Genomic DNA, 14,170 nt, shown 5'->3' with positions numbered 1-14,170 from the left:
GGGGGCTCCAGGACAAGGCGCTGACGCGGCGATGATCATCGGGACGGCGGGGCACATCGACCACGGCAAGACGTCCCTCGTGAAGGCGCTGACGGGCACCGACACCGACCGGCTCCCGGAGGAGAAGCGGCGGGGCATCACCCTGGAGCTGGGCTTCGCCCACCTGCGCCTGCCGGACGGACAGGTGGCGGGCGTGGTGGACGTGCCCGGCCACGAGCGCTTCGTGAAGGCCATGGCCGCGGGCGCGGGCGGCGTGGACCTGGCGGTGCTGGTGGTGGCAGCCGACGAGGGCGTCATGCCCCAGACGCGCGAGCACCTGGACATCTGCCGCCTGCTCGGCGTGAAGGCGGGCGTCGTCGCGCTCACCAAGGCGGACCTGCTGGACGCGCTGGGTGAAGACTGGCGCGCGCTGGTGGAGGCGGACCTCGCCGCGCTCACCGCCGGCACCTTCCTGGAGGCCGCGCCCGTGGTGCCGGTGTCGTCGCGCACGGGCGCGGGGCTGCCGGAGCTGAAGGCCGCGCTCGGCCGCGCGGGCGGCGCGCTGCCACGGCGCCCCTCCGAGGGCCCCGCGTTCCTCCCCGTGGACCGGGCCTTCACCATCAAGGGCTTCGGCACGGTGGTGACGGGCACGCTGTTGTCCGGCGCGCTGGCGGTGGACGACGCGGTGGCGCTGCTGCCGCGGGCCTCCGGCGCGCGGCCGGGCCCCTTTCGCGTCCGGGGCGTGCAGGTGCACGGCCAGCCGGTGGCGCGCGTGGAGGCGGGGCATCGCGCGGCGGTGAACGTGGCGGACGTGCAGCCAGAGGACGTGCACCGGGGCATGGTGCTCACGCGCGCGGGCGAATTGCCGGAGACGTCCATGCTGGACGTGGAGCTGACGCTGCTGCCCGCCGCGGAGGCGCCGCTGCCCAAGCGCCGCAAGCTGCTCTTGCACCTGGGCACCGCGCAGGTGGAGGCCACGGTGGCGCTCCTGGACCTGGACTCGCTCGCGCCCGGGGAGACGGGGCTCGCGCAGCTGCGGCTGGAGTCGCCGGTGGGGGCGCTCGTCGGCCAGCGCTTCATCCTGCGTGGCTCGCGCGCGCTGCCGGGCCGGGGCGCCACGGTGGCCGGGGGGCGCGTGCTCTCCATCACGCCGCCGCGCCGGCGCAAGGGGGCGGCCTCGGTGGTGCGGCCGCTCCTGGAGGCGGACGCGGCCGGACAGGTGGCGTGGCTCCTGCGGCAGGCGGGCTACGCGGGGCTCACGCAGACGGAGCTGTTCGGCCGCTCGGGGCTTTCGCCCAAGGTGCTGGCGCGCACGCTGGAGCTGCTGGGCGCGAAGGGGCAGGTGCTGCTGGTGGACCGCGACCGGCGGCTCTACGTGGCGCAGGACGTGTTCGAGGGCCTGCGTCAGCGCTCGCTCGCGCTGCTCGCCGCGTTCCACGAGCGCGAGCCCATGCGGGACGGCCTGTCGCGCGAGGAGCTCCGTCAGCGGCTCTCCGCCCAACTGGACGGCCGCCTGTTCCAGCGCGTGGTTCAGGCGCTGGTGGACGCGGGCGGCGTGGAGGCGGAGAAGGACCTGGTGCGCCTGCGGGGCCGGGGTCGTACGCTGACGCTGGGCGACGAGGCCGCGCGCACGCGCCTGTCCGCGGAGCTGTCCGCGGCGGGGCTCGCGCCGCCCACGGTCACGGAGCTGGCGCAGAAGCTGGCGCTTCCGCCCGCGAAGCTGCAGGAGCTGTTGAAGGTGCTGGTGGCGTCGGGCGTGGGCGTGCGGGTGAGCGAGGAGCTGTGCTTCGACGCGGGTGCGCTGGAGGACCTGCGCGGCCGGCTGGTGACGTACCTGAAGGACCAGAAGGAGATCACCACGCAGGCCTTCAAGGAGCTGGTGGGCCAGAGCCGCAAGTTCACCATCCCCCTGTCGGAGTACTTCGACCGGGAGAAGGTCACGCTGAGGGTGGGGGACAAACGGGTGCTGCGTCGCGGATGAGTCCCAAGGTCTACAGCGAGCGGGAGCTGCGCGCCCTGGTGGAGCCCTTCACCCAGCCCATGCTGGTGGTGGAGGCGGAGGGGCGCGTCCAGGTGGCCAACGCCGCGTACGCGCGGCTCTTGGGGCTGCCCCTGGAGCAGGTGGAGGGCCGCTCCTTCCTGGACTTCGTGCAGCCGGAGGAGCGCAGCCGGATGGGGGACCGCTTCCACCGGCTGGCCACGGGCGCGCCGCTGGACGGACGCCCGCAGCTCTACAAGGTGCTCAGCGTCCACGGCGCGCCGGGCGAGGTGTACGTGCAGGCCAACCCCCTGCGGCTGGAGGGGGAGCGCTTCGCCCTGTTGCTCAGCTGCATGGTGATGTCGGACCGGCCCATGGAGCTGATGGTGGCGGAGCGGCTGGTGGACACGTCCGCGGGGCTGGTGTCCGCGCGCTCGGAGGAGGGCGTGCGGCGCGTGGCGCTGGCGGGCCTGGAGGCCGCGGGCTTCCGGGCGCGCATCCTGCGCTGGGACGGCACGCGGCTGGTGGTGCGCGACGGCGTGTCCCTGCCGGCGGATTCGCACCTGGCGCTGGAGGCCCTGTCGGACGGGCGGCCGGTGTTCGGCGGCGCGGACCAGGCGCAGCCCACGCACGCGTATCTGCCGGTGGGCGGACCCCAGTCGGAGGTGCTGTGGGTCGCGGGCCCGTGGGTGGCGCCCCGGCACGGCTCGGTGCTGACGCTGTTCGCGAAGGTGGTGGGCGCGGCGCTCGCGGACGCGCACCTCCATGCGGATGGCGCGCGCAGCCGCTGGGAGGTGGAGGCGGTGGCGGAGATGGCGCGCTTCGTGGCGCAGCCCGTGCCCCCGTCGCCGGAGACGTTCCTCGCGCGCGTGGCGGAGCTGCTCCAGGCGCGCGGGGTGGCGCTGCACGTCACCTCCGAACCGGGACAGGCGCCCCGGCTCGCCGCCCACGTGGGGCTGGAGGAGGGGAGCGTGACGGCGGGGGACGCGGCCCGGGCCACCGGCGTGCTCCTGGCCTCGTCGCTGCGGGAGGACGGAGGGGTGCTGTCGTCGGAGGCGCAGGGCCGCGCGCTGGAGACGCTGTCCCAGGGCCGCTTCGGCAGCGGGACGGCGGCGCGGCTCACCCGCGGCGGTGAGTGCGTGGGCGTGGTGCAGGCGCTGCGCGCGAAGGAGCGCCCCTTCGACGAGCGAGACGCGCGGCTGCTGGCCACGCTCGCGGAGCTGCTGGTGACGCTGTTGGAGCAGCGCCGCCTGCGGGCGGAGTCCGCGCGCCAGCTCACGGAGTCGCGCCTCCTGCTGGACCTGGCGCGCACCACGTCGGGCGTGCTGGAGACGGCGAGCATCCTGGACGTCGCGTCCGACTTCCTGGTGCACCTGCTGGACGTGTCCAACTGCTTCATCCTGCTCTACGACGAACAGGCCAAGGTGCTGCGGGGCGCGGCGGCGTCGGCGGCCCACCGCGACCTGTTCCGCACGGTGGTGGTGCCGCTGGACAGCGACGACCTGGCCGCGCGCGTGGCCCTGGAGCGCAAGCCCATCGCGGTGGAGGACCTGACGTCGGCGAGCGTCTCCGTCAGCGCCGTGCTCATCGACCGGCTGGGAGAGAAGGCCCTGCTGGGCCTGCCGCTCACCTCGCGCGAGGAGCTCATCGGCGTGGTGCTGGTGGACGACGTGCGCGGCCCGCGCCCCTTCGGCCCGGAGCTCATCGAGCTGGCGGAGGCGACGTGCGGCCAACTGGCGCTGTCCATCGCCAACGCGCGCCTCTATGAATCCCTGTGGGCCAGCTACGCGGAGCTGGCCGCCACCCGCGCGGAGATGGTGAAGCGTGAACGCTTCGCCGCGCTGGGCGAGCTGTCCGCCATCGTCGCCCACGAGGTGCGCAACCCCCTGGGCGTCATCTTCAACGCGGTGGCCACGCTCCGGCGCATCATGAATCCCACCGGCGACACCGCGATGTTGCTGGACATCGTCGCGGAGGAGAGCGACCGCCTGAACCGGATGGTGGCCGACCTGCTGGACTTCACCCGCCCGCGCAACCCGGTGCTCCAGCCGGAGGACCTGCTGCGCGTGCTCCAGGACGCCCTGGAGGCCGCGCGGGCCCAGGCCTCCACGGAGCGCCCGGTGAACGTCCACGTGGAGGTGGAGCCCGGCCTCGCCACGGTGCCCATGGACCGGCGGCAGATCCGCCAGGCCCTGTTCAACGTGGCCGTCAACGCCATCCAGGCCATGCCCCAGGGGGGCGAGGTCTGGGTGCACGCGCGCCGGGACACCCACGGCGGCCGCGAGCAGCTGCGCATCGACGTGATGGACCAGGGGCCGGGCATCCCGGCGGAGCTGCTCCACCGCGTCTTCGAACCCTTCTTCACCACCAAGGCCCAGGGCACTGGCCTGGGGCTGGCGGTGGTGAAGCGCATCCTGGAGGAGCACCGCGGTGAAATCGCCGTGGAGAGCGCCCCCGGACGCGGAACCACCTTCACCTTCTGGCTGCCGCTCACGCAGCCCCAGTCCCTCTCATGACCGACGCCACCACCCCGGTTCCCCGAGGCCGCATCCTCGTGGTGGACGACCAGCGCAACATGCGCGCCACCACCGCGCTGCTCCTGAAGCAGGCGGGCTACACCGTCTCCGAATCCGCCACCGGCGAGGAGGCCCTCGACGTGCTCGCGAAGGAGCGCGTGGACCTGCTCCTCACGGACCTGAAGATGGAGCCCATGGACGGGCTCACGCTCCTGCGGCGCGCGCTGGAGGTCGCCCCGCGCCTCCAGGTCATCATGATGACGGCCTTCGGCTCCATCGAGAGCGCGGTGGAGGCCATGCGCCTGGGGGCGTACGACTACGTCACCAAGCCCTTCAAGGAAGGCGAGCTGCGCTACCGCGTGGAGCGCGCCCTGGAGCGCGCCAAGCTCCAGGCGGCGGTGGACAACTTCGCCGCGGAGTTCGCGGAGCGCCACGGCCTGTCCGCGCTGGTGGGCCGCAGCCCCGCGATGCGCGAGCTCACCACGCGCCTGGTGCGCGTCGCGCAGAGCGACGCCACCGTCCTCATCCAGGGCGAGAGCGGCACGGGCAAGGAGTTGGTGGCCCGCGCCCTCCACGCGCACAGCCGCCGCAACAAGCAGCCCTTCGTGCCCGTCAACTGCGCGGCCATCAGCGAAACGCTGCTGGAGAGCGAGCTCTTCGGCCACGCCAAGGGCGCCTTCACCGGCGCGGTGAAGGCGCGCCGGGGCCTCTTCGAGGAAGCGGACAACGGCACGCTCTTCATCGACGAGGTGACGGAGACCAGCCCCACCTTCCAGTCCAAGCTCCTGCGCACGCTCCAGGACGGCGAGGTGCGCCGCGTGGGCGAGTCCACCTCGCTGCGCGTGGACGTCCGCATCGCCGCGGCCACCAACCGCGACATCGAGCTGGAGGTGAAGGAGAAGCGCTTCCGCCAGGACCTCTACTACCGCCTCAACGTGGTGATGCTGCGCGTGCCCCCGCTGCGCGAGCGCCTGGAGGACGTGCCCGCGCTGGCGCAGCACTTCCTGGATCGCGCCAACGCCCGCAGCCCCCGGACCCGGCGCCTGTCCGAGTCCGCCGTGGCGCACCTGATGACGTACCGCTTCCCCGGCAACGTGCGCGAGCTGGAGAACCTGGTGGAGCAGGCCGCCGCGCTCGCGGAAGGGGACGAACTGGCCCCCGAGGACTTTCCGCTGCGCCCCCAGGGCCGCGTGCTCCCGGCCGCCACCACCCCTGAAGCCGCGGGCCTGCCGCCCAGCGACGCCCCGCGCCCCACCGGTGCGGAGGCCACGGGGCCCACGCTGGCGGAGGTGGTGGAGGACGCGGAGCGCCGCGCCATCGTCCAGGCCCTGGAGCGCCACGGGGTGGACCTGGCCAGCGTGGCGGACGAGCTGGGCGTCTCCTCCACCACGCTCTGGCGGAAGATGAAGCGGCTCAACCTCCGGCCCCCCGCGGGCGCCCGCGAATAGCCTCCCAGCGGATCTCCCCACAGCCTCCCGGTACGACTTCAGATCCGAAATCACCCCCGTTCAGGGATGAAAAAACCAACCGCCTGAATTCGTTGGGTGTTTTCATCCCTGAAACGTGATTTCAGCCCTGCAATGGGGGAGGGCTGGGGCAGGACTGTCGCCCTGTCGTCCAAGTGCCTGAGAACGTTGGAGTTTCGTCCCGCGAGAGCGCTGGCACGGCACCTGCTAAAGCTCACGTCGGGACGCATCGAAGCGAGGCTGAAAGTGGTTCCCCCCCACCCTTTCAGCACTTCCGGTGTGTCACCTTGAGAAGACCCGCGGCCCGACACCCTCACGGGTGCCGGGCCGCCTTCTTTTCCGCTCCCCGCATCGTCCGCCGCGCTGAAGCCGCCCCGCATGACGCGGCGCGGATCCATTTCACTTCTGCAATGCGCGCCCGGACCTGACGGGCCGTGACGCCGTGAGCCATGCCCGCAACGACAACGCCCGCCAGGGCCAGGGGCCGAGGCGGGCGTCGGGTGCCGCGAGCTGACGGCGTAGCGGCTACTGGCCGAACAGCGTGCCGGCCTGGGCGAGCCAGTCGGTGACGTGGCCGGGGAGGATGCCCAGCAGCACCACGGCGACGGTGGCGATGACGAGCGCGGCCTCCGTGCCCCAGTTGCGCTCCAGCGGCTGGGCGCCCTCGGGGATGGGGTGCATGAACATGTAGACCACGACGCGCAGGTAGTAATACGCGCCCGCCGCGCTGCTGAGCACCGCGACCACCGTGAGGCCCACGAGGCCCACGTCGATGGCGGCCTGGAAGATGAGCAGCTTGCTCATGAAGCCCACGGTGGGGGGGATGCCGCCCAGCGACAGCATGAAGGCCGCCATGGCGAAGGCCCAACCCGGACGCCGCTGCGCGAGGCCCGCGAAGCGCTCCAGGTCCCACGCGGTCCCCTTCTCCTCGTCCTCGCGGCGCTCCAGCGCGGAGACCATGGCGAAGGCGCCCGCCGCGCTGAAGGTGTACGCCAGCAGGTAGTACAGGATGCCGCGCAGCGCGTCCGAGCGCGCCACGTCCAGCGGCGTGCCACCGGACAGCGACGACGCGGACAGCAGGCGGAAGTGCTCGCCCGGGGCCGCGACGAACAGCGCCGCCACGCCCAGCAGCAGGTAGCCCGCGTGCGCGATGGAGGAGTACGCCAGCATGCGCTTCACGTTGCGCTGGGGAATCGCCATCAGGTTGCCGGCCACCATCGTGAGCAGCGCCAGCGTGGCGAAGAGCATCAGCGGCAGCTTGGGGTCCATGCCCTTGCCCACCGTGACGAACACGCGCACCAGCGACGCGAACGCCGCCGCCTTCACGCCCGCGCTCATGAGCGCCGTCACCGGGGTGGGGGCGCCCTCGTACACGTCCGGCGTCCACATGTGGAACGGCACGGCCGCCACCTTGAACGCGAAGCCCGCGGCGATGAGCACCGCGCCCACGTAGACGAGCGCCGGGGACGTGGTCAGCGCCTGCTGCAGCGGCCCGGCGATCTCGTTGAGCTTCGTGGTGCCCGTGGCGCCGTACAAGAGCGCCGTGCCGTACAGCAGGATGGCGGAGGAGAAGGCGCCCAGGATGAAGTACTTGAAGCCCGCCTCGCTGGGACGCGTGCCGCGGCGCAGGTACGCCGTCAGCGCGTACGTCGCGATGGAGAGCACCTCGATGTTGACGAAGATGGTGATGAACTCCGACGACATCGCCAGCAGGCTCATGCCCGCGGAGGCGAAGAGCATCAGCGCGTAGAACTCACCGCGCTCCGCGCCGCGACGGCGCAGGAAGCCCACCGCGCTCAGCGCCGCCAGCCCCAGGCCCACGCTCACCACCAGGGTGAGGAAGCTGGAGAAGGGGTCCAGCACGCCGAAGCCGAGGAACACCTCGCGCGGCGGCTCGAACATCAGGCCCACGGCCACGGCGCCGCTGGCCACCGCCGCCACGACGGTGAGCACCGCCTGGTAGCCGCGGGACGCCGTCGCGGAGAGGAACACCTCCGACAACAGCAGGACGGAGGCCGCCACCACCATGATGATGGCGGGCAGCATGGGGAGGAATTCCGCCAGGGTGATATTTGGCAGGTTCATGGAGTCTTTCGGGGCCTACTCGCGAACGGCGAGCGGCGCGGCGGGAACGGAGGGGCGGGCCACGGCGGCGGTGGAGGGCAGCGACATCACCTCCACGCGCAGCTGGTCGTCCTTCGCCTGGGTGGCGCCCGGAGCGCCCACGCTGGCGCGCGCCACGTAGCGGTCCGTGGACGGGGCGATGCGGTCCAGGAAGGGCTGCGGCATCAGGCCCATCACCGCCACCAGCACGATGAAGGGGGCCGTGGTGAGCATCTCGCGCACGTTCATGTCGCGCAGGTGCTGGTTCTCCCGGTGCGTGATGCTGCCGAAGAACACCTTCTGCACCATCCACAGCATGTACGCCGCGCCCAGGATGACGCCCAGCGTGGCGAACGCGCCGAAGCCCAGGGGCAGGCTGCTCTTGAACGTGCCCATCAGCACCAGGAACTCGCCGATGAAGCCGTTGGTGCCAGGCACCGCCACCGACGAGAACGTGATGATGACGAACGCCGCGGTGAACACCGGCATCACCTTGGCGATGCCGCCGTAGTCCGACATGAGGCGCGTGTGGCGGCGCTCGTAGAGGAAGCCGAACAGGAGGAACAGCGCGCCCGTGGAGATGCCGTGGTTGAGCATCTGGTACGCACTGCCCGTGGCGCCCTCACCGGTGACGGCGAGCAGGCCCAGCATGCAGTAGCCCAGGTGGCTGACGGACGAGTACGCGATGAGCTTCTTGATGTCCCGCTGCGCCAGGCACATCAGCGCGCCGTACACGATGCCGATGACGGCCAGCACCGCGAGGAACGGCCGGGCCTGGTGCGCCGCCACCGGGAAGAGCGGGATGGCGAAGCGCCAGAAGCCGTAGGTGCCCATCTTCAGCATCACGCCGGCAAGAATCATGGAGCCCGCCACCGGCGCCTGCACGTGCGCGTCCGGCAACCAGGTGTGCACCGGCCACATGGGGACCTTGATGGCGAACGCCAGCGCGAACGCGGCGAACATCCACGGCCCGTAGGTGTGCAGCGTGGCGGCAAGGCCCGACAGGCCCGCGCAAGCGCCCTCCGGCCCGCTGCTGCACGCGGCCAGTTGCTGATTGGCGGCGAGCAGGTTGTTGTAGAGCGTGCCGTAGTCGAACGAGCGCACACCCGGGCCGCCGCTGATGAAGTACACGGCCACGATGGCCACCAGCATCAGCAGCGAGCCGACCAGCGTGTAGAGGAAGAACTTCACCGCCGCCATGCGCCGGTCCTCGGCGCCCCACACACCCACCATCAGGTACATGGGGATGAGCATGGCCTCGAAGAAGATGTAGAAGAGCAGGACGTCCATCGACGCCAGCGCGCCCAGCATCGTCGTCTGGAGCACCAGCAGCGCCAGGTGGAACTCCTTGATGCGGTGCTGGATGTACGTGGTGGAGGCGAGCACCACCAGCGGGCCCAGGAACACCGTCAGGAGCAGCAGGCTCACGGCCAGGCCGTCCACGCCCAGGTGGTAGCTCATCCCGAACTGCTGGAACCACGGGACGCGGAACTCCATCTGGAACTCCGAGCCGGAGGGCTCGAAGCGGAAGTACGCCCAGACGCCGAACACCAGGTCCAGCAGCATGCCCACGAACGTGATGGCGCGGACCTGCCCGTGCTCGCTGGCAGGGAGCATCAGCACCAGCGCCGCGAAGACGAGCGGCAGGTAGATGACGACGTTCAACAGGTGGGTGTCGAAGAAGCTCATGAAAGCACCTGCAGGAGGGCGTAGACCGCGCCGCCCAGGATGGCGAGCGCCATGATGGCGGCGTAGGCCTGCGCGTCACCCGTCTGGAGCCGGCGCAACCCGAGGCCCACCTTCTCCGTGACGTACGCGGTGCCTCGCACCAGCACCGTGTCGATGACGAGCGCGTCCACCACGCGGAAGAGGATGAAGGCCGTGAACTTCACCGGCCGGATGAGGATGAACTCGTAGAGCTCATCCACGTAGAACTTGTTGAGGGCCGTGCGGCGCACCGCGCGCGCGAACGCCGGCACGGGCTGACCCACGCGCGAGGGGAAGAACTTCAGGTAGGCGAACGCCGCCGCCCCGCCGCCCAGGAGCGCCCACATCCACGCGAAGGCGTAGTCCCCGAGGGAGGGCGAGCTGGTGTCGATGTGCACCGTCTCCGCCACGCGGGCCACCGTCTCCGCCGGGCGCAGCACGGGGGACAGGAAGTTCTCGAACACCGGCTGCGTCCCACCGCCCGTGCGGGGCATCAGGGGCAGGGCGTAGGTGAACGTGATGAAGGCCAGGAACGCCAGGATGACCAGGGGCAGCGTCATGTGCCACGCGCTCTCATGCGCGTGCGCCAGCTTTGCCTCCGGGGACCGCTTGCCCGTGAAGGTGAGCAGGTAGACGCGCGACATGTAGAACGCCGTGGCTGCGGTGATGAGCAGGCCCATCACGTAGACGAAGGTGGAGACCCACTCCAGCCCGTGCAGGTGGTTGTGGTGCACGCCGTGGAAGATGGCGTCCTTGGAGAAGAAGCCGGACATGATGGGGAAGATGCCGGTGATGGCCAGCGTGGAGACGAGGAAGGTGGCGTGCGTCACCTTCATCTCCTTCCACAGGCCGCCCAGCTTCTTGATGTCCGTCTCGTCACCGTTGCCGTGCATCACGCTGCCGGCGCCCAGGAAGAGGCAGGCCTTGAAGAACGCGTGCGTCATCAGGTGCATCTCGGCGGCCCAGAAGACGCCCATGCCCACGCCCATGAACATGATGCCCAGCTGGGACACCGTGGAGTAGGCGAGCACCTTCTTGATGTCGTCCTGCGCGAACGCGATGAGCGCGGCCAGCAGCGACGTGAGCGCGCCCACGATGGCGATGGTCGCCATGGCGGTGGGGGAGAGCACCAGCAGCGCGCTCATGCGGCAGAAGAGGTACACGCCCGCGGTCACCATCGTGGCGGCGTGGATGAGCGCGGACACCGGCGTCGGGCCGGCCATCGCGTCCGGCAGCCAGACGTAGAGCGGCAGCTGCGCGCTCTTGCCCGCGGCGCCCAGCAGGAAGAGCAGCATGATGGACGTCATCACGCCGCCGAAGGTGTAGCCGGACAGCGGCCCGGACTCGATGGGCGTGGCCAGGGACACCGCGCCGCCCGTGCCTTCCGGCAGGGCCAGGGCCAGCTTCTCCAGGCCCTTGAAGGTGACGGGGCCCTTCTGGGAGATGCCCTGCTCGTAGCGCGCCCGGCTGCTGCCCGCGGCGTTGTAGTCGCGCGCGTCCGCCTGGCGGTTGAAGGCGCCCACCGTGAGGATGAGCAGGAACGTGGCGATGAGGAACGCGAAGTCACCGATGCGGTTGGTGACGAACGCCTTGCGGCCCGCCCACGCCTTCGCGCTGTCCGTGTACCAGAAGCCGATGAGCAGGTAGCTGGCCATGCCGACGCCCTCCCAGCCCACGAAGAGCAGGACCAGGTTGTCGGCCATCACCAGCGTGAGCATCGCGGCGACGAAGAGGTTCAGGTACGCGAAGAAGCGCCAGTACCCGTCGTCGTGCTCCATGTAGCTGGTGGAGTACAGGTGGATGAGGAAGCCGACGCCCGTGATGATGAGCAGCAGGATGCCCGACAGGTGGTCCACCAGCAGGCCGAAGTTCACCCGGAAGTCACCCGCGGCGAACCACGTCCCGTAGTCGTGCGCGATGGCGTAGCGGATGGTGTCCCGCTCGATGCCGAACGGGTTGGGCATGCTCACCACGCGCCCGCCCGCCGCGTCGCTGGTGGCCCAGAAGGCCAGCACGCTCAGCACGAAGGCGCCGGCGATGGCGGAGCACGCCACCAGGTGCACGTTGGCCCGGCCCAGCCACTTGCCGAACACGCCGCACACGAACGCGCCCAAAAGCGGCAGCAGGATGATCAGCCCCAGGGAGGGTGCGAACACCTCCGGAGGGATGGGTGCCGTTCTGAAGAATTCGACGATTCCGTCCATGGATGGGCTCAGGGGTGACGGGGCGTTAGTGCTTCATCGTCCGGATGTCGTCGACGTTCACGGAGCCGCGACTGCGGAAGACCGCGATGACGATGGCCAGACCGATGGCCGCTTCCGCGGCCGCCACGGCGATGACGAAGAAGGCGGACACGTGCCCGGTGCCCTCGCCATGCATGCGCGAGAAGGCCAGGAACGTCAGGTTGACCGCGTTGAGCATCAGCTCCACGCACATGAAGACGACCAGCGCGTTGGTACGCACCAGCACGCCGAACATGCCCATGCAGAAGAGGGCCGCGGCCAGCAGGAGGTAGTAGGTGATGGGGACCATTGGGTTGTCCTGAGGGGCGCTGAAGGTCAGATGCGGGACTTGGCCACCACCACCGCGCCCACCATGGCCACCAGCAGGAGCAGGCTGACCGCTTCGAACGGCAGCAGCCAGGTGGTGAAGATGGACTGGCCGATGGCCGCCATGGTGCCGAACGCCGCCTGGCTCTTCGCGTCCAGCTGCGCGGGCTGCGCGTTCACGCGGCCCAGCGTCACGACCAGCACCGCCAGCAGGCCCAGCGCGGAGGCGCCGCCCAAGAGCCGCGTCACCGTGGGCTTGCCGCGGTGGGGCGCGTCCCCCAGGTTGAGCAGCATGATGACGAAGAGGAAGAGCACCATGATGGCGCCCGCGTACACGAGCACCTGCACCGCGGCCACCGTGTGCGCCCAGAGCAGCACGTAGATGCCGGCCAGGAAGAAGAACGTCGACACCAGGGCCATGGCGGAGTTGATGGGGCTCCGCGCGGTGATGACCAGCCCCGCCGACAGCAGCGTCATGACGGCGAAGACGCCGAAGAGGACCAATTCGATGTTCAAGACCAGTCTCCGAAGGAACCCCAGGGGTGGTCACCGAACGGGCAGCGATGCTCCCGCACGTGAGCCTCGAACTCGTCCCGGAACCGCATGAGGAAGGAGTGCGTGGGCAGCGCCGCCGCGTCACCGAGCGCGCAGATGGTGTTGCCCAGGCCGATGGGGGGGTAGGGCGCGATGGAGGACGCGACGTTCGACAGCATGTCGATGTCGCTCAGCTCCGCGCGGCCTTCCTCGATCTTGCGCAGGAGGCGCGTCTGCCAGGGCGTGCCCTCGCGGCACGGCGTGCACTGGCCGCAGGACTCTTCCGCGTAGAAGCGGGCCACGCGCCAGAGGCTGCGCACCATGCAGGTGGCGTCGTCCATCACGATGACGCCGCCGGAGCCGGCCATCGTCTGCTTCATCTTCAGCGCCTCGAACTCCAGCGCCACGTCCAGCTCGTCCGCGCCCAGCACCGGCGCCGACGAGCCGCCCGGGATGACCGCCTTGACCTTGCGGCCCTTGGGCATGCCCTGGCCGTACTTGTCGTCGTGGATCAGCTCCAGGATGGTGGTGTGCATCCCCACCTCGTAGACGCCGGGGCGGTTCACGGAGCCGGACAGGCACACCAGGTGCGTGCCGCCGGACTTGTCCGTGCCCAGCTTCGCGTACCACTCCGCGCCCTTGGCGAGGATGGGCGGCACGCTGGCGAGCGTCTCCACGTTGTTCACCACCGTGGGGCTGCCGAACAGGCCCACCACCGCGGGGAAGGGGGGCTTCAAGCGGGGCCAGCCCTTCTTGCCCTCCAGGGACTCCAGCAGCGCCGTCTCCTCGCCGCAGATGTACGCGCCCGCGCCGCGGACGACGTAGCAGTCGAGCGCGAAGCCCTCCTTGCCCATCAGCGACTTGCCGAAGATGCCGGCCTTGTAGGCTTCATCGATGGCCGCCTGGGTGCGCTCCGCCTGGAACTTGAACTCGCCGCGCAGGTACACGTAGCAGGTGTGCACGCCCAGCGCGTACGACGCGATGGCGATGCCCTCCAGCATCATGTGCGGGTCGTTCTCCAGGATGTAGCGGTCCTTGAAGGTGCCCGGCTCGGACTCGTCGCCGTTGACGGCGAGGTACTTGGGCTTGGGGCTGTCCTTGGGGACGAAGCTCCACTTCATGCCCGTGGGGAAGCCCGCGCCGCCGCGGCCGCGCAGGTTGGACTTCTTCACCTCGTCGATGATGGCGGCGGGCTCCATGGAGAGCGCGCGCTTGAGCCCGTCATAGCCACCGCGCGACCGGTAGCTGTCGAGGGTCCAGGACTGGGGCTTGCCCCAGGCCGCCGAGATGACGGGTTCGACCGCCTTTGCCGTAGAGGCCATGGATGAACGTCCTAGG

At 70.6% G+C, this 14,170-nt stretch carries 9 protein-coding genes; 3 read left to right on the top strand and 6 right to left on the bottom strand.

The annotated features are described in order from the left end of the window. Positions 1-31 precede the first annotated feature (31 nt). From selB to AABA78_RS21580, 3 genes are read left to right on the top strand one after another with little or no spacing between them, the layout of a single operon-like run. Positions 32-1,960: a selenocysteine-specific translation elongation factor gene (selB, locus tag AABA78_RS21590; protein ID WP_338265238.1), complete on the top strand. Its 1,929-nt coding sequence runs from the start codon at positions 32-34 to the stop codon at positions 1,958-1,960. Further along, positions 1,957-4,473: an ATP-binding protein gene (locus AABA78_RS21585; protein ID WP_338265235.1), complete on the top strand. Its 2,517-nt coding sequence runs from the start codon at positions 1,957-1,959 to the stop codon at positions 4,471-4,473. The genes selB and AABA78_RS21585 overlap by 4 nt, the downstream gene beginning before the upstream one ends. Next, positions 4,470-5,921 (top strand): sigma-54-dependent transcriptional regulator, encoded by a 1,452-nt coding sequence (locus AABA78_RS21580; RefSeq protein WP_338265234.1) that lies wholly within the window; start codon positions 4,470-4,472, stop codon positions 5,919-5,921. The genes AABA78_RS21585 and AABA78_RS21580 overlap by 4 nt, the downstream gene beginning before the upstream one ends. A 543-nt stretch (positions 5,922-6,464) precedes the next feature. On the opposite strand, the gene AABA78_RS21575 is transcribed toward AABA78_RS21580, so the two are convergent. From AABA78_RS21575 to nuoF, 6 genes are read right to left on the bottom strand one after another with little or no spacing between them, the layout of a single operon-like run. After that, the gene (locus AABA78_RS21575; RefSeq protein WP_338265231.1) at positions 6,465-8,024 is read right to left on the bottom strand and encodes an NADH-quinone oxidoreductase subunit N; all 1,560 of its coding nucleotides are present in this window, start codon (positions 8,022-8,024) and stop codon (positions 6,465-6,467) included. A 15-nt stretch (positions 8,025-8,039) separates the two neighbouring features. Further along, entirely contained in the window at positions 8,040-9,731 is a 1,692-nt protein-coding gene (locus AABA78_RS21570; protein WP_338265229.1) for a complex I subunit 4 family protein, read from the bottom strand. After that, the gene (nuoL, locus tag AABA78_RS21565) at positions 9,728-11,953 is read right to left on the bottom strand and encodes an NADH-quinone oxidoreductase subunit L (RefSeq protein ID WP_338265226.1); all 2,226 of its coding nucleotides are present in this window, start codon (positions 11,951-11,953) and stop codon (positions 9,728-9,730) included. The genes AABA78_RS21570 and nuoL overlap by 4 nt, the downstream gene beginning before the upstream one ends. A gap of 25 nt (positions 11,954-11,978) precedes the next feature. Next, the gene (gene nuoK, locus AABA78_RS21560) at positions 11,979-12,281 is read right to left on the bottom strand and encodes an NADH-quinone oxidoreductase subunit NuoK (RefSeq protein ID WP_171415993.1); all 303 of its coding nucleotides are present in this window, start codon (positions 12,279-12,281) and stop codon (positions 11,979-11,981) included. A 26-nt stretch (positions 12,282-12,307) separates the two neighbouring features. Continuing rightward, positions 12,308-12,814 carry an NADH-quinone oxidoreductase subunit J family protein gene (locus AABA78_RS21555; protein WP_338265224.1) on the bottom strand — a complete coding sequence of 169 codons (507 nt, stop codon included), beginning with the start codon at positions 12,812-12,814 and terminating at the stop codon, positions 12,308-12,310. Further along, entirely contained in the window at positions 12,811-14,154 is a 1,344-nt protein-coding gene (gene nuoF, locus AABA78_RS21550) for an NADH-quinone oxidoreductase subunit NuoF (RefSeq protein ID WP_171415988.1), read from the bottom strand. The genes AABA78_RS21555 and nuoF overlap by 4 nt, the downstream gene beginning before the upstream one ends. Between the last annotated feature and the right edge of the window lie 16 nt (positions 14,155-14,170).

It is taken from the genome of Corallococcus caeni (assembly GCF_036245865.1).
GTDB classification, from domain to species: Bacteria; Myxococcota; Myxococcia; order Myxococcales; family Myxococcaceae; genus Corallococcus; species Corallococcus caeni.
Note: the sequence above shows the minus strand (reverse complement) of the source record. Positions and strands in the feature narration are given on the sequence as shown.